Annotated in this window: 23 protein-coding genes; 13 read left to right on the forward strand and 10 right to left on the reverse strand. The window is 64.6% G+C overall.

Annotation, left to right across the window (positions count from 1 at the left end):
* The first annotated feature begins 103 nt into the window (after positions 1-103).
* Positions 104-388: an HU family DNA-binding protein gene (locus tag ACS7SF_RS04980; protein WP_426394646.1), complete on the forward strand. Its 285-nt coding sequence runs from the start codon at positions 104-106 to the stop codon at positions 386-388.
* 98 nt (positions 389-486) lie between these two features.
* Here the strand turns inward: ACS7SF_RS04980 and ACS7SF_RS04985 are convergent, their stop codons facing one another.
* The 7 genes from ACS7SF_RS04985 to ACS7SF_RS05015 all read right to left on the reverse strand — a co-directional run bounded on the left by ACS7SF_RS04985 (position 487) and on the right by ACS7SF_RS05015 (position 5,712).
* Entirely contained in the window at positions 487-1,065 is a 579-nt protein-coding gene (locus tag ACS7SF_RS04985; RefSeq protein WP_439891947.1) for a HutD/Ves family protein, read from the reverse strand.
* Positions 1,062-2,021, reverse strand: coding sequence for a formimidoylglutamase (hutG, locus tag ACS7SF_RS04990; protein ID WP_439891948.1), 960 nt, complete (start codon positions 2,019-2,021; stop codon positions 1,062-1,064). The genes ACS7SF_RS04985 and hutG overlap by 4 nt, the downstream gene beginning before the upstream one ends.
* The gene (locus ACS7SF_RS04995; RefSeq protein WP_439891949.1) at positions 2,018-2,818 is read right to left on the reverse strand and encodes an amino acid ABC transporter ATP-binding protein; all 801 of its coding nucleotides are present in this window, start codon (positions 2,816-2,818) and stop codon (positions 2,018-2,020) included. The genes hutG and ACS7SF_RS04995 overlap by 4 nt, the downstream gene beginning before the upstream one ends.
* Positions 2,815-3,483 carry an amino acid ABC transporter permease gene (locus ACS7SF_RS05000; RefSeq protein WP_439891950.1) on the reverse strand — a complete coding sequence of 223 codons (669 nt, stop codon included), beginning with the start codon at positions 3,481-3,483 and terminating at the stop codon, positions 2,815-2,817. Before ACS7SF_RS05000 ends, ACS7SF_RS04995 begins: the two co-directional genes overlap by 4 nt.
* Before the next feature lie 18 nt (positions 3,484-3,501).
* Entirely contained in the window at positions 3,502-4,266 is a 765-nt protein-coding gene (locus ACS7SF_RS05005) for a glutamine ABC transporter substrate-binding protein (protein WP_439891951.1), read from the reverse strand.
* Between the two features lie 47 nt (positions 4,267-4,313).
* Positions 4,314-5,084, reverse strand: coding sequence for an IclR family transcriptional regulator (locus tag ACS7SF_RS05010; RefSeq protein ID WP_439891952.1), 771 nt, complete (start codon positions 5,082-5,084; stop codon positions 4,314-4,316).
* 118 nt (positions 5,085-5,202) lie between these two features.
* Positions 5,203-5,712: a hypothetical protein gene (locus ACS7SF_RS05015; RefSeq protein WP_439891953.1), complete on the reverse strand. Its 510-nt coding sequence runs from the start codon at positions 5,710-5,712 to the stop codon at positions 5,203-5,205.
* A gap of 268 nt (positions 5,713-5,980) precedes the next feature.
* Here ACS7SF_RS05015 and ACS7SF_RS05020 point away from each other — a divergent pair, with 268 nt between their 5' ends.
* The 3 genes from ACS7SF_RS05020 to ACS7SF_RS05030 all read left to right on the forward strand — a co-directional run bounded on the left by ACS7SF_RS05020 (position 5,981) and on the right by ACS7SF_RS05030 (position 8,318).
* Positions 5,981-6,523 carry an ester cyclase gene (locus ACS7SF_RS05020; RefSeq protein WP_439891954.1) on the forward strand — a complete coding sequence of 181 codons (543 nt, stop codon included), beginning with the start codon at positions 5,981-5,983 and terminating at the stop codon, positions 6,521-6,523.
* A gap of 144 nt (positions 6,524-6,667) precedes the next feature.
* Entirely contained in the window at positions 6,668-7,579 is a 912-nt protein-coding gene (locus ACS7SF_RS05025) for a DUF2167 domain-containing protein (RefSeq protein ID WP_439891955.1), read from the forward strand.
* A 19-nt stretch (positions 7,580-7,598) separates the two neighbouring features.
* Positions 7,599-8,318, forward strand: coding sequence for a site-2 protease family protein (locus tag ACS7SF_RS05030; RefSeq protein WP_439891956.1), 720 nt, complete (start codon positions 7,599-7,601; stop codon positions 8,316-8,318).
* A gap of 53 nt (positions 8,319-8,371) precedes the next feature.
* Here the strand turns inward: ACS7SF_RS05030 and sodB are convergent, their stop codons facing one another.
* Entirely contained in the window at positions 8,372-8,950 is a 579-nt protein-coding gene (gene sodB, locus ACS7SF_RS05035; RefSeq protein ID WP_439891957.1) for a superoxide dismutase [Fe], read from the reverse strand.
* A gap of 159 nt (positions 8,951-9,109) precedes the next feature.
* Positions 9,110-10,510, reverse strand: a complete 1,401-nt coding sequence (xseA, locus tag ACS7SF_RS05040) for an exodeoxyribonuclease VII large subunit (protein WP_439891958.1) — start codon at positions 10,508-10,510, stop codon at positions 9,110-9,112.
* Positions 10,511-11,608: 1,098 nt separating this feature from the next.
* Here xseA and ACS7SF_RS05045 point away from each other — a divergent pair.
* The 6 genes from ACS7SF_RS05045 (at position 11,609) to adk (ending at position 15,978) form a co-directional block, all read left to right on the forward strand.
* A complete protein-coding gene (locus ACS7SF_RS05045) occupies positions 11,609-12,229 on the forward strand; it encodes a MotA/TolQ/ExbB proton channel family protein (RefSeq protein WP_439891959.1) in 621 nt (206 codons plus the stop codon).
* Positions 12,230-12,256: 27 nt separating this feature from the next.
* Positions 12,257-12,685 carry an ExbD/TolR family protein gene (locus ACS7SF_RS05050; RefSeq protein WP_426394668.1) on the forward strand — a complete coding sequence of 143 codons (429 nt, stop codon included), beginning with the start codon at positions 12,257-12,259 and terminating at the stop codon, positions 12,683-12,685.
* A gap of 133 nt (positions 12,686-12,818) precedes the next feature.
* Positions 12,819-13,868, forward strand: coding sequence for a tetraacyldisaccharide 4'-kinase (lpxK, locus tag ACS7SF_RS05055; RefSeq protein WP_439891960.1), 1,050 nt, complete (start codon positions 12,819-12,821; stop codon positions 13,866-13,868).
* An 82-nt stretch (positions 13,869-13,950) separates the two neighbouring features.
* A complete protein-coding gene (locus tag ACS7SF_RS05060; RefSeq protein ID WP_439891961.1) occupies positions 13,951-14,139 on the forward strand; it encodes a Trm112 family protein in 189 nt (62 codons plus the stop codon).
* Between the two features lie 15 nt (positions 14,140-14,154).
* Positions 14,155-14,961 (forward strand): 3-deoxy-manno-octulosonate cytidylyltransferase, encoded by an 807-nt coding sequence (gene kdsB / locus ACS7SF_RS05065; RefSeq protein ID WP_439891962.1) that lies wholly within the window; start codon positions 14,155-14,157, stop codon positions 14,959-14,961.
* Between the two features lie 348 nt (positions 14,962-15,309).
* The gene (gene adk / locus ACS7SF_RS05070) at positions 15,310-15,978 is read left to right on the forward strand and encodes an adenylate kinase (RefSeq protein WP_439891963.1); all 669 of its coding nucleotides are present in this window, start codon (positions 15,310-15,312) and stop codon (positions 15,976-15,978) included.
* A gap of 66 nt (positions 15,979-16,044) precedes the next feature.
* Here the strand turns inward: adk and tssH are convergent, their stop codons facing one another.
* Positions 16,045-18,756, reverse strand: a complete 2,712-nt coding sequence (gene tssH / locus ACS7SF_RS05075) for a type VI secretion system ATPase TssH (protein ID WP_439891964.1) — start codon at positions 18,754-18,756, stop codon at positions 16,045-16,047.
* Between the two features lie 300 nt (positions 18,757-19,056).
* On the opposite strand from tssH, the gene ACS7SF_RS05080 reads away from it, so the two are divergent.
* The 3 genes from ACS7SF_RS05080 to tssE are packed head-to-tail and all read left to right on the forward strand — an operon-like array spanning position 19,057 to position 21,344.
* On the forward strand, positions 19,057-20,007 hold the full coding sequence (locus tag ACS7SF_RS05080; protein WP_439891965.1) for a TagK domain-containing protein: 951 nt from the start codon (positions 19,057-19,059) through the stop codon (positions 20,005-20,007).
* On the forward strand, positions 19,991-20,839 hold the full coding sequence (locus tag ACS7SF_RS05085; protein WP_439891966.1) for a type VI secretion system accessory protein TagJ: 849 nt from the start codon (positions 19,991-19,993) through the stop codon (positions 20,837-20,839). Before ACS7SF_RS05080 ends, ACS7SF_RS05085 begins: the two co-directional genes overlap by 17 nt.
* Positions 20,826-21,344: a type VI secretion system baseplate subunit TssE gene (gene tssE, locus ACS7SF_RS05090; protein ID WP_439891967.1), complete on the forward strand. Its 519-nt coding sequence runs from the start codon at positions 20,826-20,828 to the stop codon at positions 21,342-21,344. The genes ACS7SF_RS05085 and tssE overlap by 14 nt, the downstream gene beginning before the upstream one ends.
* The last annotated feature ends 2 nt before the right edge of the window (positions 21,345-21,346 follow it).

The raw sequence follows: 21,346 nt of genomic DNA on the forward strand, positions 1-21,346 counted from the left end.
CCCGCAAACCCTTGCAGGTAGGGGATGTGCAACCTTCTGCAACGGTGATATAAAACGGGTCGCAGTACAACGCTGTCCAACAAACCTGAAGTGGGGAACTGACATGACGACCAAATCCGAACTCGTAGCCGCCATTGCGAAAGACGCTGAACTGAGCAACGCCGCCGCAGAGCGCGCGCTGAACTCCGCGCTGGACAACATCAAGAAGACCGTCGCCAAGGGCGGCACCATCACGCTGGTTGGCTTCGGTTCGTTCTCGTCGGGCAAGCGTGCAGCACGCACCGGCCGCAACCCGCGCACCGGCGAAGCCATCAAGATCCCGGCAACCAAGACCGTGAAGTTCACGGCTGGCAAGGGCTTCAAGGACGCCGTGAACAAGAAGAAGTAAGAGTCTTCTGCCGCGCCCCGCAGTCGTGCGGAGCCGGGAGACTTGCAAGGGACCCTACGGGGTCCCTTTTCTTTGGGTGCGTTGAATCGGCTGCCGGCTTACGTCACCGGCCACGTGCCGACGAGAAAACCGGCCGAGCCGATTTGCGCGACGAGCGTGTCATGCCCGGTGGGCGCATCCAGCCAGAGCGCAGCACCTGGCTCGACGTCGACGGCGCCAACCGCCAGCCCACCCTGCACGCAATACACCAGCCATTGCATGCCGGGGTGCACACACGGCAATGCGCGCCGCTCACCGGCCGACAGCACAATCTCCTCGGCGTGATGCGCCCACGTGCTACGCCGCGTCATCACGTTGAAATCGCTCAGCGGCGCATCGAGCGTGGCGTGGATATCCACCTCGCCGGGGAAGCGCACGGGTGCCTCGCCGGGGGCGAGCGTTAAAGCGTCGCCATCCGCGCGATGCATCGTCAGCCGCCCCCCTGCGATCACCGCCAGCGAGCGGTCGATGCCAACAAAGCGCGAGAACGGCCCCGCTGCATCCACCTGCGCGGTGCTGATGCGCCAGTCGAAGTTGTCCAGCGTGGCGCCTGCGGGGGCGATGGCGATTTCGGTGGTGACGCCGCCGCCGTTCTTCCACGGCATGCGGCGCATGGCGCTAGCAGGAATCAGCTTCATGCGCGTCGCAACAAGTGATAGGCCAAGCGTGCCGCCACACGTACGGTGCGGCGGTCCTGGTCGTATGCGGGGTTGGTTTCTGCGATGTCCGCCACGCGCACCTTGCCCGTGGCGCACACGTGCTGCACCAGCGTTTCGAGCACCGGCAGGGTGATGCCGTATGCGGCAGGCGCAGATACGCCCGGCGCCACGGCGGCGGCGAGCACATCCATGTCGATGGTCAGATAGACGTGATCCGCATCGGCCAGCCAAGTGCTCAAGTCCGTCATGCGCGCGTCGAGGTGGCGCTCCTGCACGTGGGTGTCTTCCACGTAGTGCGCGTGCAGTGTATCGGCGCGATCGAACAAAGCGGGCGTGTTGGACAGGCGGCTCACACCCAGGCAGCAATACGTCAGGTCGATGCCGTGTGCGGCGCAGTCTTCGGCGATCTGGTCGAACGGCGTGCCGGAGTTGCCGGGGCGGCTGGTGCGCAGGTCGAAATGCGCGTCGAAGTTGACGATGGCCAAACGCCCGCGCCAGCCTTGTTTCTGCCAATGCTTGCGCAAGCCTTGATACGTGCCGAACGCCACCTCATGGCCACCGCCGAGCACCACCGGACGGGCACCGGCATCGAGCAGTTTAAAGACGGCATCGCCGAGAGCCGCTTGCGCGCGTTCCAGATCGGCGTCATCGCACGTTACGTCGCCAGCGTCGGCCAGTTGCGCGAGGCCGTGCGCGGGCACGTTGGCCAGCGCACGACGAATCTCTCGCGGACCTTGCGCCGCACCCGCACGGCCGTGGTTGCGCACCACGCCCGCATCGCAGGCGAAGCCGAGCACGGCAGGCGCGCCCGACAGGTTCATCGCGTCGGCCGGCCGAACGATCTGGAACAGGCGCGTGACGTCACCGCGCTCGCCCGTGTCGTTGCGGCCCTGCCAGATGGAAGCATCGAACGTTGCAGCTGCGGTCATCGTCATGCGCGTGTCAGCACCGCTTGCAGGAACGAACGTGTACGCGCTTCCTTGGGCTCACCGAAGATGACCGACGGCGGCCCGGCCTCGACGATGCCGCCGCCGTCCATCACCACCACCACGTCGGCCACTTCACGCGCAAAGCCCATCTCGTGCGTGACGACCAGCATCGTCATGCCTTCCTTGGCGAGCAGCTTCATCACCTGCAGCACCTCGCCGACGAGTTCGGGGTCGAGTGCAGACGTCGGCTCGTCGAACAGCATCACCTTGGGCTGCATCGCCAGCGCGCGGGCAATCGCCACACGCTGCTTCTGACCGCCGGAAAGGCTCGCGGGCATTGCGTCGGCCTTATGCGCCAACCCCACTTTCTGCAGCAGTTCACGCGCTTCGGTTTCCGCCTCGCTCTTTGACTTGCCGCGCAGCATGCGTGGGCCGATGGTGACGTTGTGCAGCACCGAAAGATGCGGGAATAGGTTGAACGACTGGAACACCATGCCGACCTGCTGGCGCAGATGATTCAGGTCGCTCTCCGGCAGCATCGTGCCGTTGTCGATCAGCCGCTTGCCGCAGATGTCGATGGTGCCGCCTTCGGGCACTTCGAGCCCGTTGCAGCAGCGCAGGAACGTGCTCTTGCCCGAGCCGCTGGGGCCGATCACCACCACCACCTGCGAGGCGTTGACTTCAAAGTCGATGCCCTTGAGCACGGTGTGATCGCCGTACGATTTGGTGAGGCCGCGAATCTGGATCATGGGCACATCCAGTGCGGATTTCAGTGTTTGCGGGTTCGCATTCGTCATGTTCATTGCACCATGCCTCCCGCACGGATGTTGCGTTCAAGCCTGTGCAGGAGATAGCTCGCGGCGCTCGTCAGCACGAGGTACACCAGCGCAATCGCCAGATACACCTCCAGCGAGCGGTACGACACGCTGATGATCTTCTGCCCCTCGTGCATGAGATCGTGGATCGTGAGCAGCGATACCAGCGCCGAGTTCTTGATCAGCGCGATGAACTCGTTGCCCAGCGGCGGGATCATCCGCACCACGGCCTGCGGCAGGATGATCGCGCGCATCGATTGCGCCGACGACATGCCGATCGAGCGCGCCGCTTCCATCTGCCCGCGGTCCACCGACTGGATCGCACCACGCACGATCTCCGACACATAGGCGCCCGAATACACGCCCAGCCCCAGCACACCGCACACAAACGCCGGCAGCAGGATGTCGAACTGCGGCAGCCCGAAGAACAGCAGGAAGAGCTGCACCAGCAGCGGCGTGCCGCGGATGAACGTCACGTACACCGTGCAGATGCCGTAGATGAAGCGCCGGCGCGGGTTCAGCCGGCCGATGCCGACCAACAGGCCCAGCACGCAGCCGAGCATCAGCGCGACAGCCGTCACCTCCACGGTGACGAGCGCCCCGTGGAGAATGTCGGCCCACCCCGCCCAGACGGGAGAAAAGTCCAATTCCATCAGTGTGTCCGGTCGTCGTTACTTGGCGGCAGCGCCAAACCACTTCTTGAGGATCTGGTCGTACGTGCCGTCGGCCTTGATCTTGGCGAGCGCGGCGTTCAGCGCCTTGGTCAACTCAGGCTGGTCACGGCGCACCGCGATGCCGTATTCCTCGGTCGTCAGCGCCGGCTCGACCAGGCGCAGGCCGGGGCGCATCTTCACGTAGTACGCGGCGGCCGGGCGGCCGGTGACCGCCGCATCAGCGCGACCGATCTCGACGAGGTTGAACATCTGCTCGTTCTTCTCGACTTCCACGCGCTCGACCTGCGGGTAGTTTTCCTTCAGGTAGTTGACCGACTTGGTGCCCACCTGCACGCTCACCTTCTTGCCGTTCAGGTCAGCCGGCGTCTTGATGGCGGTGTTGCCCTGCTTGACCATCGCCACCAGGCCGCCGCGGTAGTACGGCTCGGTAAAGTCCACCACTTTCTTGCGCTCGGGCGTGATGTAGATGCCCGAGATGGCCACGTCAAAGCGGCGCGAGATCAGGCCCGGGACGAGCCCCTTGAAGTCGATGTCGGTCCATTCGACCGGGCGGCCCATGGTGCGCGCGAGCGCTTCGACCAGATCGATATCAAAGCCGGTGCGCTTGCCGTTTTCGACAAACTCCATCGGCGCGAAAGTGGCGTCGGTGGCCACACGCAGCGGCTCCCCCGCAGCGTGTGCAGCCGACCCGAAAGACGCCGCAGCAGACAGCGCCACGGCACCAGCCAGCATCGAATGCATGAAACGACGGCGATTCCCCATGAGTGGTCTCCTTGTATGCCTGTGGGGTGAGAAAAAAAGACGAAGCCTCAGATGTCCTGCAGCCTTGCGGAAATGGACCGGGCGGCCGCGAGGGTCATGTCGATCAGGCGCTGCTCCTTGCCGCGCACGCGCGTGGCCGGCGCCATCAACGTGATGGAGCCAAGCGCATGGCCGGGCATGCGGAACACCGGCGCGCTCACGCCCCACACGCCCGGGTCGACTTCACCTTCGGACAGCGCGTAGCCCGCAGCGCGGATTTCAGCGAGTTCAGATTGCAGTTGCGCTTGGTGGTCCGGATCGACGGTCAGCAAGTCCGCGAGGATGGCGCGCGCGGCCGTGGGCGGCATGAATGCGAGCAACGATTTGGCCGAGGCGCCGGCCAGCAGCGGCACACCGCGCCCCTTCTCGAACGAGCACCGCAACGATTGCTGGCTCTCGACCATCTCCAGGCACACAGCCTGGTCCTTGACGGCCACCACCAGCCCGACCGACTCACCCGACTCGGCCACCAGCTTGGCCATGCCGATGCGCGCTTCCTGCACCAGGTGCGAGGCATGGTCGAAACCCAGCGCGAGTTGCAGGCTGATCGGCCCCGGCGCATACGTGCCGGCGGCTTCGAGCACGAAGCCCCAGCGCTTGAGCATCGCCACCTGGCGGTACAGCGTGCTCTGCGGCAAGCCGGTCAGCTCGACCAGCTCACGCGCCGCCACCGGACGCCCGTGGCGCGCGATGGTGGCCAGCACCATCAGCACGCGGTCCGAACCGCTGGTCGCGGCGGCGGGCTGGGCTGCAAGCGGGGCGGAACCGGGCGCGGTCATCGCAAAACACTCCGTGGCGTGGAATCAGCAAGTGCGACGGAGGATGCGACGGTTTTCTCACTACATCAACGAGTCATTCCCAAGTTATGAGAAAAATATCGAAATTCAGTATTTACAATTAGGACGATTCGATCACATTCCAGCCTTCTGCATCGAGGCGCGCCTCCAGCGACGCAACCACAGCGTGCGCCGAAACCTCGCTGCGGCAGGTCGCCAGCGCGGCGTACAACGGTGCCGCGAGGCCGTTGAGAAAATCGGCCGGCGCCTCTGGCCCTTCGGCGAGATAGCGCTGCAGCGCGGAAAACGCGCCCGCCTGGCTCAAGCGCCAATCGGCAATCGACGCCTGCCGGGTGTGGCGCGCCACCACCGGCGCTGGCGGGGCGGGCTTTGGCTTGGGCGGCGCCGCAATCGCGGGGGCCCGTGCCGCCACATAGCCCTCGGTCAGCAGATGGCTCAGGTCGCCTTCATCGGGGCCGGCGCTGCGCAACTGCGCCAGCACCTCCGCCGCAGGCCGCGCGCCGTTGATCAGCAGCAGCATGGCGCGCTGCCGATGCGTCAGTTGCCCGCTGCGTGTCTGCAGCTCCTGCATGCCGCGCTCGGTGCGCGACAGGATATGGCTCAGGTCCATCGTCTCCCCTCCCGTTTTTCTGACTGTGGATGTGGTGATGCGGCAGTCTAGAAAAAGCCGGCGTGGCGCGGGGCATCCGACCGCCGCCGAATACGGCATATCGGGTATCACGTGCGCGGCATTGCGTTTGCGTGAGCGTCGGGCATGCCCACCCACCTTCAAACCGGGATCATCAAACCGCAATTGAAACCGGATCGACGCAAAGGCCGTTTATCGTGCCCAGCGAGCGCTCTACAGTGCAGCGCATCACAACTCACCGGAATCCACCATGTTTGTTCGCCCCGCCCCATTGACCGCTGCCGCCTTGGCGCTGGCGTCCGCGCTGATCTCGCTCCCGACATGGGCCGCCGCGGAGGATGCAGACCTCGTCCGCCCCGACCACCTGGCCGCACCCGACACGCCGCAAGCTGCCGCCGCCGTGCTGGCCGCGCGCCGCTACGCCACCTTCTGGCACACGGGCGATGCGCGCTACGCCACCGCCGCGCTGTCGCCCAACTTTGCCGATCGCACGCTGCCGGCTGGGCGTGTGCAGGGCACGCAGGGCCCGCTGGATGCGTCCAAGACCTTCCGTGCGGCCGTGCCCGACATGCGCGTAGAGATTGAAGACATGGTCGTCGCCGCAGACCGGGTGACGGTGCACCTGCGGTTCCGCGGACACTTCACCGGTGAGTTCGGCCGCACCCATGGCCAGAATCAGCCGATCGACTTCCAGGCCTTCGATCTGTACCGCATTGCCGACGGCAAGATCGCCGAAAACTGGCACCTGGAAGACAACCAGACGCTGTTGCGGCAGATGGGTCTTCAACCGTAATCCACACGGCTTCATTAACGCCCATTAACAGCCCCGGCCCCAGCGCCCGCTATGCTTCGGCCCAGCTTGCAGACCGCTTAGCGGCGGCCAAAGCAGTAGAAGCATCGAGCCAATCAACACACAAAAAGTCTTCAGGAGAAGCACATGGGAATGGGGTTTCAGGGCGCACTGCGTACCTGCGTGAGCGCGCTTGCTTGCGTGTCGTTCATGGGGGTCTCGGCCGCGTACGCGCAACAGGCCGGCAATCCGGAACAGGAAATGAAGCAGGCCTGGGCGGCCGCCCAGGCGGCCTCGAAGGCCGGCCCGACGTCGATCGAACTGCGCGACCAGGCCACGCTCAAGATCGGCAAGGACGAAGTCTTCATTCCGCAGCCTGCCGCCGGCCAGCTCATGCACGCCATGGGCAACGGTGACAACCCCGACATGCTCGGCCTCGTCATGCCTACCAACGACGAAGCGGAATGGATGGTCGTCGCCAAGTACGAAGCCTCGGGCTACATCAAGGATGACGATGCCAAGGACTGGAACGTCGACGATCTGTTCAAGTCGCTCAAGGAAGGCACCGCCGCCGCCAATGAAGAGCGCGCCAAGCGTGGTATTCCCGCGCTGGAGATCCAGGGCTGGGTTGAGCGCCCGCACTACGATGCCGCCACGCACCGCCTGATCTGGTCGATGGCCGCGCGCTCGCAGGGCCAACCGGCCAACGATCCGGGCTCGGTCAACTACAACACCTACGCGCTGGGCCGCGACGGCTACATCAGCCTGAACCTGATCACCGCCAGCGACCACGTCGACGCCGACAAGCCCGCCGTCCAAAAGCTGCTCGCCGATCTCGATTTCAAGGACGGCAAACGCTATGCAGATTTCAACTCGAAGACTGACAAGATCGCGGAGTACGGTCTGGCCGCGCTGGTGGGTGGTATTGCCGTCAAGAAGCTGGGCCTGTTTGCCGTGATTGCCGCGTTCCTGGCCAAGTTCGCCAAGATTGCCATCCTGGCGGTGGCGGGCTTTGGTGCGGCCATCGCCAAGTTCTTCAAGCGCAAGCCGAGCGCCTGATCACGCGCGCAAGGACATCATGGCCAAGCTGCTGATCCTGCTGTTCTCGGGGCTGAAATTCGGCAAGCTGCTGACCATCGGCGGCACGATGCTGCTGTCGGTGGTGGCGTATGCCTTTGTGTTCGGCTGGCGCTATGCGGTGGGCTTCGTGGTGCTGCTGTTCATCCACGAGATGGGCCACTTCATGGCCGCGCGCCAACGCGGGCTGGCGGTGGGCACGCCCACCTTCATCCCATTCGTGGGGGCGTGGATCGACCTGAAAGAACAGCCGATGGATGTGGAGACCGAGGCGTACATCGGCCTCGCAGGCCCCGTCGCCGGCACAGTGGGCGCGATGCTCTGCTACGGCCTCGCGCGCTATACCGGCAGCCAGTTGCTGCTCGCGCTGGCGTACGCCGGCTGCTTCCTGAACCTGTTCAACCTGATCCCGCTCTCGCCGTTTGATGGCGGGCGCATCACGGCGGTGCTGTCGCCGCGGATCTGGTTTCTGGGGGTGCCGGTGCTGGTGGCCCTGTTCATCTGGCGCCCCAGCCCGATCCTCATCCTGATTGCGGTGCTTGCCGTGCCGCAGTTGATGAAGGCCTGGCGCTACGACCCGCATGCGCCGGAAAACCGGGCGTACTACAGCATCTCCAACGAGTCGCGCCTGACCTACACGGTGTACTACATCGGCTTGGTGGTCTTTCTGGCGATGATGAGTCACGAGTTGCACGACATGTTGGGCAGCGTGCGCGCATAAAAAAACCTCCGCTGGTGCGGAGGTTTTTTCTTGGGTCGCCGGAGCGATTCGCTTTAGGCGAAGTTTGCTGCAACGAAGTCCCAGTTCACCAGCGTCCAGAACGCCTCGACGTACTTCGGACGCGCGTTGCGGTAGTCGATGTAGTAGGCGTGTTCCCACACGTCGCAGGTCAGCAGCGGCTTGGCGTCCGTGGTCAGCGGCGTAGCGGCGTTCGAGGTGGACACCAGGTCCAGCGAGCCATCGGCCTTCTTCACCAGCCAGGCCCAGCCCGAACCGAAGGTGCCAACGGCCGTCTTCGTGAACTCTTCCTTGAACTTGTCGAAGCTGCCCCACTTGGCGTTGATGGCGTCAGCCAGCGCGCCGGTCGGAGCGCCGCCGCCGTTCGGCTTCAGGCCATTCCAGTAGAACGTGTGGTTCCACACCTGTGCGGCGTTGTTGAAGATGCCGCCCGAGGACTTCTTGACGATCTCTTCGAGGCTCAGGTTTTCGAACTCGGTACCCGGGATCAGGTTGTTCAGGTTCGTGACATAGGTCTGGTGATGCTTGCCGTAGTGGAACTCCAGCGTTTCCTTGGAGATGGTCGGCGCCAGGGCGTCGAGTGCGTACGGCAGCGGGGGGAGCGTGTGGGCCATGTGGATTTTCCCTTCTGTGGGTTGTGTATGGGGTTGCGTGACTCGGGAGCGACGATTGTAGGAGAGTTGCAAAACCGGCGCAAACCGCACGCCAAATAGTCGGAATACCCGTGAAACAGGTGCGGAATCGATCCGATTCGTACCATGGTCATGCGCTGGTCACATATCGAGCTTGGGCTGCGCCTGGGCGATTTCGATGTTGACCGTGCCTTGCGCCAGCCGGGCCTCGAGGCGCGCACGCGCGTGCAATGCCTTCGGATCGCGGATCGCGTGACCGCGGGCATCGAGCAAAACCGCATAGCCGCGTTCCAGGGTGCGTTGCGGTGCCAGTAGTTCCAGACCGGTGTGCTGGCGCGCCAGGCGGTCGTGCGCGCGAGCCAAGGTGTCACGCATGGCGCGTGCCAGCGCGGCCTCGGTGCGTTGCAGGCTAACGCGTTCCTGCGTGATATCCGGACGGGCAGCGGTCAGGCGCATCGTCAGCAGCCGCTGCACGTGCTCGGCGCGCTGCACCCGGCCGGTCAGCGCAAAACGCAGCCGCCCTTCCAGATGCGACAGCTGCGTGCGGCGTTCGCGCATCTGCGCCTGCGGGCTGCGCAGGCGGCGTGCGAGCCAATCGACAGTCTGGGCGCGGCGATCCAGCTGGCGACGGAACTGCGCGGCGAGCGCGTCCCAGTCGCGCCCCACATCGCGCAACATGCGGGCGCGGTCGGGGCTGACCAGTTCTGCAGCACCGGTGGGCGTGGGCGCGCGCACGTCGGCCACGAAATCGACGATGGTCACGTCCGTCTCGTGCCCGACGCCTGCCACGATGGGAATCTGGGAAGCTGCCACGGCCCTGGCGACCGGCTCTTCGTTGAACGCCCACAGGTCTTCAATGCTGCCGCCGCCCCGGCACAGGATGACGACGTCGACCTCTGCCCGGGCATTGACCTTCTCCAGCATGGCAGCAATACGCTCGGAGGCGCCTGTACCCTGCACCGGCACGGGATACACCACCACCGGCACATGCGGCGCGCGTCGGCGCAGCGTGGTCAGTACGTCGCGCAAGGCCGCTGCCTGCAATGAGGTCACCACCCCAATCGCACGCGGGTGGCGAGGCAGGGGCCGCTTGCGGTCGGCGTCGAACAAGCCTTGCGCCTCCAGCGCGGCCTTCAGCCGCAGGAAGGCTTCGTACAGATTGCCGAGGCCCGCCCGGCGAATGCCCTCCACGCTCAATTGCAGCTCGCCGCGCGCCTCGTACATCGTGACCAGCGCCCGCACCTCCACCGCTTCGCCTTCGCGCGGGGTGAAATCGGCGTACTGGTTGCGGCCCTTGAACATCACGCAGCGGATCTGCGCGCCCGCATCCTTGAGCGAGAAATACCAATGGCCGCTGGCCGCCCGCGTGAAATTGGAGATTTCTCCCCGCACCCAGCCGAGGGGAAAGTTGCGCTCCAGCAGCCCGGCAATGCGTCGGTTGACCTCGGTGACGGTCAGCACATCCTGCCCGCCCCGGCTCGGTGCAGACGGAGCCGGCGCGGGACTGGCAGAGGGTGTGGGGACTGAGGCGGGAGCCTCCATCCAAAACGGACGACGGGAAGACGGCGACGTAGTCATAAGTGGTGGGAACAGCGCAAGGCAAAGGGGCGCCGGGGCGACTTCTACCTTGAATGAGGGAGATGACTGGCGGCGCACTGGCGACCTGTCCACAGCATAACGCCCTTGTCAAGCTTGACAGGACCGGCGTGACGCGCTCTCGGCATTTTCATGCAACCCTTTGATTCTGTTGAAAAAACCGCCTTTGTCAAAATTTCAGCAGCGTAAGTAATTTCGTTGTGCGTCAAGCATTTAGCGCAGGCGCCCCAGGGATGTTCACAAAGTTATCCACAGCCACGCTGGAAAACCGCAAAGTGACGTCGGCGCAGTGGATAAATCGCCGCCCTCCAACGCGGGTGTCAAAGCCTAGCCCACCGGTTATCCGCGGAAAACCGCTCTGCCTATTATTTAAGCAGCACATTAAACATCCTTTTGAATCAACCACTTAATGTGCTTGTCCGGGCAATGTCCACAGGCCGTCCACAAGACTGTCCCGGCCGGATGTGGATTATGCGGCTGCAAACCGCCCTGCATCGCGTTTTTCCGCAAAGTCGGTGCCGGAAAAGGCCATTGCCCGTTTTTTAAGCAGCCGTACGAGGCACCTTAAAAATCAATGACTTAGCTAGCTTGTTCGGACACTGTCCACAATCGATCCACAAGACTGTCCGCCTTGCGTGTGGATTACTAGGCCGCAAAGCGTGGTCCTGCGGCGTTTTTGACGGAATCACCCCAATCCAAGGTGCTTGCCTATTTTTTAAGCGAGGCCGCCAAGTCCCTTTACTATCAATGACTTAGCTTGCTTGTCCGGGCAATGTCCACAACCCGTCCACAAGACTGTCCCGCCCGGTTGTGGATTGTGGGCCCGGCATGGTTCGTGACAAGGCCTTGACGATCGTTCCACATGCTGCCCCATACGTTGCCCCGGTACGCCATCGTGTTGCCGAGGCTGACCCGACGCGCTAGAGTGCTGCCTGTTTTTGCCGCAACGGACCGCGTTCGGGGACGCGATCGGCACGAACAGCGACCGGGTTAGCATTGCGCCCACCACCGCACTTCTTCCACAACGACAAAACGGGTTGTCCAGTGTTTTCCATCATTCAAGCCGCCGGCTGGCCGATCTGGCCGCTGTTGATTGCCTCGGTGCTCGCGCTTGCGCTCATCATCGAACGCTTCGTCGCCCTGCAACGCAACAAGATCATTCCGCCCAAGGTGTATGACGAGGCGCTGGCCGTCGCGCACCAGCGCAAAGCCACGCCGGAAGTGGTGAACACGCTGGAACAGGGCTCGCCGCTGGGCCGCCTGCTGGCCGCAGCGCTGCGCCACGTGGTGCTGCATCCGAACACCACCCGCGACGCCGCCAAGGAAGTCGTGGAAGAAGCCGGCCAGAACGTCGCCCACCGCCTGGAGCGCTACCTGAACGCGCTCGGCACCATTGCCTCGGTGGCGCCGCTGATGGGCCTGTTCGGCACCGTGGTCGGCATGATCGAAATCTTCGGCAGCCAGACCGCCGCCGGCACCAACCCGCAGACGCTGGCGCACGGCATTTCCGTCGCGCTGTACAACACCGCGCTGGGCTTGGTCGTGGCTATTCCAACGCTGATCTTCTGGCGCTACTTCCGTGGCGTGGTCGATAACTACGTGGTCGAGCTGGAGCACCTCTCCACCACGTACCTCGACGCGATCCTGCCGCCGCGGCGCGGCTGATCCGGGCAACGCTGACTGAAAACTGCCATGCGCTTCCGCCCGCGCCGTGCCCGCGAAGAGCCGGAGATCAACCTGATCCCGCTGATCGACGTGCTGCTCGTGATCCTCATCTTCCTGATGATCACGACCACGTATTCCCGCTACACCGAACTGAAGGTCAACCTGCCCACCGCCGAGGCCGAGAAAGCCACCGAGCGCCCGGGCCAGATCGTCGTGTCCATCACCGCCAACGGCGTCTACTCGGTCGACAAGCAGGTGCTCGACACCCGCGATGTGACCAGCCTCGCCGATGCCCTGCACGCTGCAGCGGACAAGGCCGGCGGCCGTGAACCCATCGTCATCGTCAACGCCGATGCGCAAGCTGCGCACCAAGCGGTGGTCAATGTCATGGAAGCCGCGCGCGTGGCCGGGCTGTCGCACCTGACCTTTGCTACACAAACCGGTAACGCCCGCTAAGAGACCGCTGAAAAATGATTCTGACGGCCCAGCCCCGCCTTGCCGTACCTTGTGTACTGTCTGCGTCGGGACTGAACCGTCAGAACCGCTTCGCTTCATTTTGCAACGGTCTCTAACCCACTACCCACACTGCATGCCCGTCGCCCAGCATCGCCTCGCCAGCTTCGTCACCCGCCAATGGCAGCAACGCGGCTGGTTTGCGTGGGTGATGTGGCCGCTGTCGTGGCTGTTTGGCGGCATCAGCGCGCTGCGCCGGCTGCTGTTCCGCATGGGCTGGCTGCGTTCGGTACGGCTGCCGATGCCAGTGGTCGTCATCGGCAACGTCACCGTCGGCGGTGCCGGCAAGACACCCGCCGTGATTGCGCTGGCCTCGGCGCTGGCCGAAGCCGGCCTGCGCCCGGGCATCGTCTCGCGCGGCTACGGTGCGCAGCTGAAGCACCCGCGCCCGGTGCGCGAGCACTCCCGCGCAGAAGACGTTGGCGATGAACCCCTGCTCATCGCCCGCGCCACCGACCTGCCCGTGTGGGTCTTCCCCGACCGCGTGCTGTGCGCGCAGACGCTGCTGGCCTCGCACCCAGGCTGCAACGTGATCGTCTGCGATGACGGCCTGCAGCACTACCGCCTGCGCCGCGACATCGAGATCATCGTGTTCGATACCCGCATGGGCGGCAACGGCCTCCTCCTGCCCGCCGGCCCCCTGCGCGAGCCGATGACCCGCAAGCGCGACGCCACGCTGATCAACGACCCGCACTACCGCGCCACGCCGGATCGCCCGAACGTGTTCGGCATGCACCTCGAATTGCAGGACGCGTACAACCTGGCCGACCCAGCGCTGCGCCGCCCGCTCGCGCAGTTCGCCCGCGTGGAAGGCGAGCAATTGCTGGCCGCTGCCGGCATCGGCAACCCCGAGCGCTTCTTCGCCTCGCTGCGCGCCGCGGGGCTCAAGCCGAGCACCCTGCCGCTGCCTGACCACTACGATTTCGCCGACAACCCGTTCGCCGACAGCCACGCCGAGGTGATCCTGATCACCGAAAAGGATGCCGTAAAATGCGGCCATCTCGACGACCCGCGCATCTGGGTGGTGCCGACCACACCGGTGGTCGACCCGGCACTGGTCGAACAGGTCTGCCAGCGCGTACGCGCCCTGGCCGATCGCGCCACCGCCAAAGCCGGCGCACAATAACGCCACCCTTTCTTGTCGCCCGACCTGCTGTACCGGCGCGCTGCCCTGCCCTTTGAGCAGCCGCCACGGAGCCTCTACCGCCATGGACAATCGCCTGCTCGAAATCCTCGTCTGCCCGCTGTGCAAGGGCACGCTGCAACACGACCGCGCCAACAACGAACTCATCTGCCACGTCGACAAGCTGGCCTACCCGATCCGCGACGGCATCCCCGTCATGCTGGCCGATGAAGCCCGCCAGACCTTGGAAGGCACGCCGGTCGATCCGGCCTGATACCGAGATCACGCCATGTCGCACGCGCCGTTCATCGCTGTCATTCCCGCGCGGCTGGCGTCCACGCGGCTGCCCAACAAACCGCTGGCCGACATCGACGGCAAGCCGATGGTCGTGCGCGTGGCTGAACGCGCGCACCAGTCGTCCGCCGCGCGCGTGGTAGTCGCCACCGATGCCGCGTCGGTCGCCGACGCCTGCATGCAGCACCACGTGGAAGCCGTGCTCACGCGCGCCGACCACGCCTCGGGCACCGACCGGCTGGCCGAAGTGGCCACCGTGCTCGGGCTGCCCGACGACGCCATCGTCGTCAACGTGCAAGGCGATGAACCGCTGATCGCCCCGACGCTGATCGATAACGTGGCCGCCCACCTGCGCGACCACCCGGACTGCGCCATCGCCACTGCCGCCCACCCCATCCACGACCCCGCCGACGTGTTCAACCCGAACGTCGTCAAGGTCGTGCTCGATGCGGCGGACCGTGCCTTGCTGTTCTCCCGAGCGCCGCTGCCCTGGGCCCGCGACACCTGGACGCCGGCCGTGATGGCGCGTTCCGTGGTGGAACGCCCGCTGCCGGCCATGCCCGTGCTACGCCATATCGGCATCTACGCGTATCGCGCCGGTTTCCTGCGCCGCTTCCCGCAACTGGCCGCCGCACCGATCGAACAGACCGAGCAGCTCGAGCAACTGCGGGCCATGTGGCACGGCGAGCGCATCGCCGTCTTGACCACCGACGACGCCCCCGCCGCCGGCGTCGACACGCCCGAAGACCTCGCCCGCGTGCGCGCCGCCTGGGCTGAATTGCTCGCCCAGGACGGCCCCTGAGCCCGCGATTTCTCTGAACTTTGCCGCCACGGCGCTAAAACCCCGCCAGCGCCGTGGCATAATCGCGAAGATGACAAGTCGCATGTCATCGCCCACGCAAGGTGAGACAGCGGCTGCAGGGAGACACATCGAGCCATGGGGTGCTGCCGTTCGGCGGGCGCCTGTTCCATTCAGTGTCCCGGTAAGGCTGGCGTCAACTTCGCCCGCTAGGCTGCCTGTTTGCGTCGATTGTGTCGCCAAGGGCGCGCATTAAGGCGTATTGGGAATCCGCCCGCTCGGACCGATTCCCAACGCGCTTCACGCTGCTTGATCGCGCGACAAGATTGAAAACTTGAGGAACTCGTCACCATGCGGTTGATTCTGTTGGGCGCGCCCGGCGCCGGCAAAGGTACGCAAGCCAAATTCATCTGCGAGAAGTTCGGTATTCCGCAGATCTCCACCGGCGACATGCTGCGCGCTGCCGTCAAGGCGGGCACGCCGCTGGGTATCGAAGCGAAAAAGGTCATGGATGCCGGCGGCCTGGTGTCGGACGACATCATCATCGGCCTGGTGAAAGACCGCCTGCTGCAGCCTGATTGCAAGAACGGCTACCTGTTCGACGGCTTCCCGCGCACCATCCCGCAAGCAGAAGCCATGAAAGACGCCGCCGTGGCAATCGACTACGTGCTGGAAATCGACGTGCCGTTCGACGCCATCATCGAGCGCATGAGCGGCCGCCGCGTGCACGTGGCCTCGGGCCGCACGTACCACGTCAAGTACAACCCGCCCAAGACCGAAGGCGTGGATGACGAAACCGGCGAACCGCTCATCCAGCGCGACGACGACAAGGAAGAAACCGTACGCAAGCGTCTGGACGTGTACGAAAACCAGACGCGTCCGCTGGTGGACTACTACTCGCAGTGGGCCGCCAACGGCAACGGCGCTGCCAAGGTGGCGCCGCCGAAGTACCGCAAGATCAGCGGCGTGGGCACTGTGGATGAAATTACCGCCCGCGTGTTCGGCGCGCTGCAGGACTAAGCGCGCTCTGCACCTACCCGCTAAACAAAACGGCGCCTCAATCATGAGGCGCCGTTTTTTTCTGCCTTACTGCTCGGCAGCCTCGGCGAGGATTGCAGTCGGCGCCGGTGTATCGGACGCCGCCGCAGCATCGACCCGGTAGGCGAAGCTGTCGCCGTCCAGTTCGATGCGGATGCACCCAATGCCGGCAGCATTGTGTTGCGCATTCAACCAGAACCGCGACAGCCCCGGCAGGATCCGCTGCTCAATGAAGCCGATCAGCATGCGCGCGCCGGTTTCGGCCACCGGGCAGCGCGACACGATGTGCGCGACAACATCGTCGCCGTATTCGAGCGTGATGCCGTGGTTGTCGGCCATGCGCTTGCAGACGCGATCCAGATGCAGGCGGACGATGCGCTCCAGCGTGTCTGTCATCAGCGGCAGATACGGCACCACGCACACACGGCCGATAAATGCCGCCGGAAACACCTTGAGCAACTCCGGTTGCAGGGCTTCGCGCAGCGCTTCGGTATCCGGCACGAGTTCCGGGTCTTCGCACAGTTGTGCCAGCAACTCGCCGCCCACGTTGCTGGTCAGCAGCAGCACGGTGTTCTTGAAATCGATGTGGCGGCCCTCGCCGTCCTCCATCCAACCCTTGTCAAACACCTGGAAGAAGATCTCGTGCACGTCACGGTGCGCCTTTTCCACTTCGTCCAGCAGCACCACGCTGTAGGGCTTGCGGCGTACGGCTTCGGTCAGCACACCGCCCTCGCCGTAACCCACGTAGCCCGGGGGGGCTCCCTTGAGCGACGACACCGTGTGCGCCTCTTGGTATTCACTCATGTTGATGGTGATGAGGTTCTGCTCGCCGCCGTACAGCATGTCGGCCAGGGCTAAAGCCGTCTCGGTCTTGCCGACACCCGACGGGCCCACCAGCATGAATACGCCGATCGGCTTGCCCGGATCACCCATGCCGGCACGCGCCGTTTGAATCCGTTCGCTGACGGCCTCGAGTGCGGCAGGCTGGCCGATCACGCGCTGCGCCAGTTGGGTCGGCAACTCCAGCACGGCATCGACCTCATCTTTGAGCATGCGGCCCACGGGGATCCCTGTCCAATCCGCAACGATGTCGGCGATGACGGACTCGCTCACTTCTGCGCGCAGCAGGCGCTCGTCGGCGTTCAGGGCGTCGAGTTCGGCTTCGATGGCGCGCACGGCAGCCAGTGCCGTGGGGTCGGGTTGCCCATCCGACGCCTCGGCAGCGAGGAGCGCCTGACGCGCCGCGAGCAAGCGCTCGACCAGGTCGAGTTCGGCCTGCCAGCGGGCTTCCAGCGCCTGCACCTCGGCCTGCAAGCCGGCGATGCGCGCGGACAGCGCCGCGCATTGCGTCGGGTTACCGTGGCCGACACGTTGTTCCTTCTCCACTAAATCCAGCTCGGTCTGCACGGCGGAGAGCTGGAACTGCAGCAGTTGCAGTGCGGCCGGCGGCGTGTGCAGCGTCACAGCCACGCGCGCGCAGGCAGTGTCCAGCAGGCTGATGGCCTTGTCGGGCAGCTGACGGGCAGGAATGTAGCGGTGCGACAGCTTGACGGCCGCGCTGACGGCGGCGTCCATGATCCATACGCCATGGTGCTTTTCGAGCATGCCGACCAAACCGCGCAGCATGGTCGTGGCGGCCGCTTCTTCCGGTTCCGGCACCTGCAGGACCTGGAAGCGGCGGGTTAGCGCTGGGTCCTTTTCGATGTGTTTCTTGTATTCACTCCACGTCGTCGCGCCGATCGTGCGCAACGCGCCACGCGCCAGCGCCGGCTTGAGCAGGTTGGCCGCATCGCCCGTGCCGGCCTGGCCGCCAGCGCCCACCAGGGTGTGCACCTCGTCGACGAACAGCACGACCGGTTTGACGGAGGCGGTCGCCTCTTCTAGCACACCCTTCAGGCGGGACTCGAATTCGCCTTTCATGCTGGCGCCCGCCAGCAGCGCACCGACGTCCAGTGACAGCAGACGCACCTCAGCCAGTGCCGGCGGCACCTTGCCTTCGGCAATGGCCAGCGCAAAGCCCTCCACCACGGCGGTCTTGCCAACCCCGGCTTCACCGGTCAGCAGCGGGTTGTTCTGCCGGCGGCGCAGCAGGATGTCGATCATGGTGCGGATCTCGTGCTCGCGGCCGATCACCGGGTCGATCTTGCCCTCGCGTGCCAGCGCAGTCAGGTCGGTACAGAAGCGCGCCAGGCCGGACTTGCCTGAGCCTTCGCCGGGCATCGCACCGCTGGCTTCACCAGGAATGGACGGCGCGAGCTCGGTGCCGTCGAAGGCGGCCTCATCACGCTCTGCCGAACCCTGGGTGATCATCGGCAACAGGTCGGTCAGCTGATCGACCGGGATGTCCTGGAACACCTGCGACATGCCCAAAGTCACGCGCCGCAGCTCGGGCGTGCGAAGCAGCGCCAGCAACAGGTGGCCGCTGCGCACCTTGTGGTCGCCAAACTCCAGCGTGGCGTGAATCCACGCACGCTCGATGGCCGCCTCGATGTGATGCGAGAAATCGCTGATCGAACCTGCGCCGGCCGGCAACTGGCTCAGCGCGCGCGTCATGTCGCGCTCGAGGGCATCAGCATCGCACTCGAAGTGGCGCAGTGCCCGCTTGAAATCGGAGTCTCCCGACTGCCACAACTGATGCAGCCAATGCACCAGCTCCACATACGGATTACCGCGCAGTTTGCAAAACGTGGTCGCGCTTTCAATACTCTTGAATAGCGTGATATCCAATTTTCCAAACAGGGCTTGCCGGGATAGCGCCATTTTCAATTTAGCCATTAGAAAAATGAAGCTGCCGATTTTATTGGCGCATTACCAGCCCATCAATAGAACACCCTGATCCGCCCCCGTTTTCAGACCATTCTCAAGCCCAATAACGGCCACAGCACAACACTCGATAAAAAATTGTGCCGAATCCGCAGTGACAAATAGTGCGTGCTAACCTCACGACCTAAATTAGCCCGTTATATATATGCAATGTTTGTTGAATTAGCACGCGACGGCAATCCAGATAACCCGGAATTTAGTCCAATTCTGATTGACGGCAGCGATCTCGTATTCGTTATGCCTGCAGCTGAATTCGTCCCCGCGGACGAAGTGCCTGCCGGGCTGACGGACTACGCCATATTCAGCAGAAGCGGCCCGTATGCGCAGTTGGAGAACCGCTGCAGCGTGCTGGCCTGCCGCGTGAACGGCACCGAAGTCCCATTCGGCGCCGAGGCCCCCGTGCGGCCGGGCGATGCGATCGAAATCGGCGTTGCCGCCTTGGTCGCACATGGAGAAATCGTCAGTTCCGCAGATACGACGCTGCTGTCACAGGCCGGCCAGAGCATCGACCCCGACGACTTGGGCGCCGCAGTGGACCCGCTGTTCATCCCGAAGCCTGTCGTTGATGCCGCAGAAGAACCGGCCACGCCGGCCGCAGACCCCGATGACTTCAGCGACTTGATCGCCTTGGCGGGCGCGTTCGGCAATGTCGAGCGCTATCACGACCACCCGGATGCCAGCGATCCACTGTCGATTCTCGATAGCGCTCCGGGTGCGGTGGCGCCGGATCATCTGCTGTTTGACGACGCGCGCGCCGACCCGCTGGTCCAACTATCGGAGGAGTACCGGCAGACCATGCTGCATGGCGGCCGCGACCCGTTGCGCGAACGCAAGGACCGTCGCCCCGAAACCTCGCGCCTGCGTGCGCCGGAAGATCCGTTTCTGGATGCTACCGAGCGGTTTGCCGACGGATCGCTCCTTGACGACCTGCTCGGGCCGCGCCAGAGCATCGACACCGTGCTCGATGAACTCGACAGCTTCGGCGCCGACCTCTTGTTTGCAGCCGACGAGCGCCAAGAGGTGCTCACGCTGGTGGCGCCACAGGGCCTCGTCAAGCAGCACGCCGCTGCGCCCTCGGCACAGCTCGCACGACGCGAGCACCACCTGATCAGCGTCGACAGCCACCTTCCCCTGGCTGACACCGCGACGCCCCACTTACCGGAATCCGCTCATGACCCTCTCGCTTGAAATCCAGGCATCGTCTGTCGACACCGACACCCTGCTCACCCGCCTGCAAACGCAGTCGCTCGCCGACATTCGCGCTCACGTGACCGAGACGGTGCGTAAGCAGCCGTCCAACGTGCGCGAGCGCTGGCTGCTGTTCCAACTGCTGTGCATTGACGGCGAATGGGAGCGCGCACTCAAGCAACTGCAAACCTGGGCGAAGCTCGAGCCGGAAGGCGAAACGCGCGCGCAACTGTATCGCGGCCTGATCAAGAGCGAGATGTTCCGCGCCGAAGTGTTTGCCGGCACCCGTACGCCCGGCTTTATCGACGCGCCAGCCGCCTGGGTCGAAAAGCTGATCGAAGCCAACATCCAGCTCGGCAAGGGCAATGTGGCTGCCGCTGATGCCCTGCGCATCGAAGCACTGGACGCGGCGCCCGCCTCGGCGGGTGAGAGCCCGACGCTGGGCGCATTCCAGTGGCTGACTGAAAGCGACAGCCGCCTCGGCCCCGTTTGCGAAATGGCCGTGGCCGGCGGCTACCGCTGGATTCCGTTCGACCGCATCCGCTCGCTCGCGCTGACGCCGGTGGGCATCCTGACCGACCTCATCTGGCGTTCGGCCACCGTCACGCTGCACGACGCCACCGTGCTCAAGGGCTACCTGCCGTCGCGCTATCCGGGTTCGGAACTCGGCGCGGATGCCCTCAAGCTGGCCCGCCAAACCACCTGGACCGATGTGGGCGACACCAACGTCATCGCCCTCGGCCAGAAGACCTGGACGACCGATCAGGGCGACTGGGGCCTGATGGAACTCACCGAATGCCGCTTCGGGGCGATCGACCATGAGCCAGCCTAACAACTGGCATCGGCCAGCCTACCTGCCTTCGCTGCTGGATCGCCTGCAAGACCACGCGCCCCAGCAGCGCAGCGAACGTCCGGAAGCCTATGCGCCGGACGAAGAAGGCATGCGCCGCATCATCCTGCGCGACCTCAGCCTGCTGCTGAACACCACCAATCTCGATGACGACTTCGACCTCGAGCGCTACCCGCAGGTGGCCGCGTCGGTCGTCAACTATGGTGTGCCCGCCATGGCGGGCAACTATCTGTCCGACCACAACTGGGAGGCCATCGAGCGGCGCATCCGCATGGCCATCATCCACTTCGAGCCGCGGCTGATCCCGGAGTCACTGTCGATCCGTCCGCGCCAGGACAAGGACCCGCGCCGCTACAACAAGCTGATGTTCGAAATTGCAGGCTTGGTGAAGTGGTCGCCGTATCCGCTCGAATTTCGCATTCAGAGCACGTTCGATCTGGAACTGAACAAGGTGTCGCTGGGCGAATCGCCGAGCAAGGAGCGCTAACC

The sequence above is a fragment of the Ralstonia sp. 25C genome (genome assembly GCF_051904805.1).
Taxonomy (GTDB): domain Bacteria; phylum Pseudomonadota; class Gammaproteobacteria; order Burkholderiales; family Burkholderiaceae; genus Ralstonia.

What these genes read in the sequence shown, in the direction of transcription:
- ACS7SF_RS04980 (WP_426394646.1), top strand. Translation starts at nt 104, where the DNA reads ATGACGACCAAATCCGAACTCGTAGCCGCCATTGCGAAAGACGCTGAA.
- ACS7SF_RS04985 (WP_439891947.1), bottom strand. Translation starts at nt 1,065, where the DNA reads ATGAAGCTGATTCCTGCTAGCGCCATGCGCCGCATGCCGTGGAAGAAC.
- hutG (WP_439891948.1), bottom strand. Translation starts at nt 2,021, where the DNA reads ATGACGATGACCGCAGCTGCAACGTTCGATGCTTCCATCTGGCAGGGC.
- ACS7SF_RS04995 (WP_439891949.1), bottom strand. Translation starts at nt 2,818, where the DNA reads ATGAACATGACGAATGCGAACCCGCAAACACTGAAATCCGCACTGGAT.
- ACS7SF_RS05000 (WP_439891950.1), bottom strand. Translation starts at nt 3,483, where the DNA reads ATGGAATTGGACTTTTCTCCCGTCTGGGCGGGGTGGGCCGACATTCTC.
- ACS7SF_RS05005 (WP_439891951.1), bottom strand. Translation starts at nt 4,266, where the DNA reads ATGGGGAATCGCCGTCGTTTCATGCATTCGATGCTGGCTGGTGCCGTG.
- ACS7SF_RS05010 (WP_439891952.1), bottom strand. Translation starts at nt 5,084, where the DNA reads ATGACCGCGCCCGGTTCCGCCCCGCTTGCAGCCCAGCCCGCCGCCGCG.
- ACS7SF_RS05015 (WP_439891953.1), bottom strand. Translation starts at nt 5,712, where the DNA reads ATGGACCTGAGCCATATCCTGTCGCGCACCGAGCGCGGCATGCAGGAG.
- ACS7SF_RS05020 (WP_439891954.1), top strand. Translation starts at nt 5,981, where the DNA reads ATGTTTGTTCGCCCCGCCCCATTGACCGCTGCCGCCTTGGCGCTGGCG.
- ACS7SF_RS05025 (WP_439891955.1), top strand. Translation starts at nt 6,668, where the DNA reads ATGGGAATGGGGTTTCAGGGCGCACTGCGTACCTGCGTGAGCGCGCTT.
- ACS7SF_RS05030 (WP_439891956.1), top strand. Translation starts at nt 7,599, where the DNA reads ATGGCCAAGCTGCTGATCCTGCTGTTCTCGGGGCTGAAATTCGGCAAG.
- sodB (WP_439891957.1), bottom strand. Translation starts at nt 8,950, where the DNA reads ATGGCCCACACGCTCCCCCCGCTGCCGTACGCACTCGACGCCCTGGCG.
- xseA (WP_439891958.1), bottom strand. Translation starts at nt 10,510, where the DNA reads ATGGAGGCTCCCGCCTCAGTCCCCACACCCTCTGCCAGTCCCGCGCCG.
- ACS7SF_RS05050 (WP_426394668.1), top strand. Translation starts at nt 12,257, where the DNA reads ATGCGCTTCCGCCCGCGCCGTGCCCGCGAAGAGCCGGAGATCAACCTG.
- lpxK (WP_439891960.1), top strand. Translation starts at nt 12,819, where the DNA reads ATGCCCGTCGCCCAGCATCGCCTCGCCAGCTTCGTCACCCGCCAATGG.
- ACS7SF_RS05060 (WP_439891961.1), top strand. Translation starts at nt 13,951, where the DNA reads ATGGACAATCGCCTGCTCGAAATCCTCGTCTGCCCGCTGTGCAAGGGC.
- kdsB (WP_439891962.1), top strand. Translation starts at nt 14,155, where the DNA reads ATGTCGCACGCGCCGTTCATCGCTGTCATTCCCGCGCGGCTGGCGTCC.
- adk (WP_439891963.1), top strand. Translation starts at nt 15,310, where the DNA reads ATGCGGTTGATTCTGTTGGGCGCGCCCGGCGCCGGCAAAGGTACGCAA.
- tssH (WP_439891964.1), bottom strand. Translation starts at nt 18,756, where the DNA reads ATGGCGCTATCCCGGCAAGCCCTGTTTGGAAAATTGGATATCACGCTA.
- ACS7SF_RS05080 (WP_439891965.1), top strand. Translation starts at nt 19,057, where the DNA reads ATGCCTGCAGCTGAATTCGTCCCCGCGGACGAAGTGCCTGCCGGGCTG.
- ACS7SF_RS05085 (WP_439891966.1), top strand. Translation starts at nt 19,991, where the DNA reads ATGACCCTCTCGCTTGAAATCCAGGCATCGTCTGTCGACACCGACACC.
- tssE (WP_439891967.1), top strand. Translation starts at nt 20,826, where the DNA reads ATGAGCCAGCCTAACAACTGGCATCGGCCAGCCTACCTGCCTTCGCTG.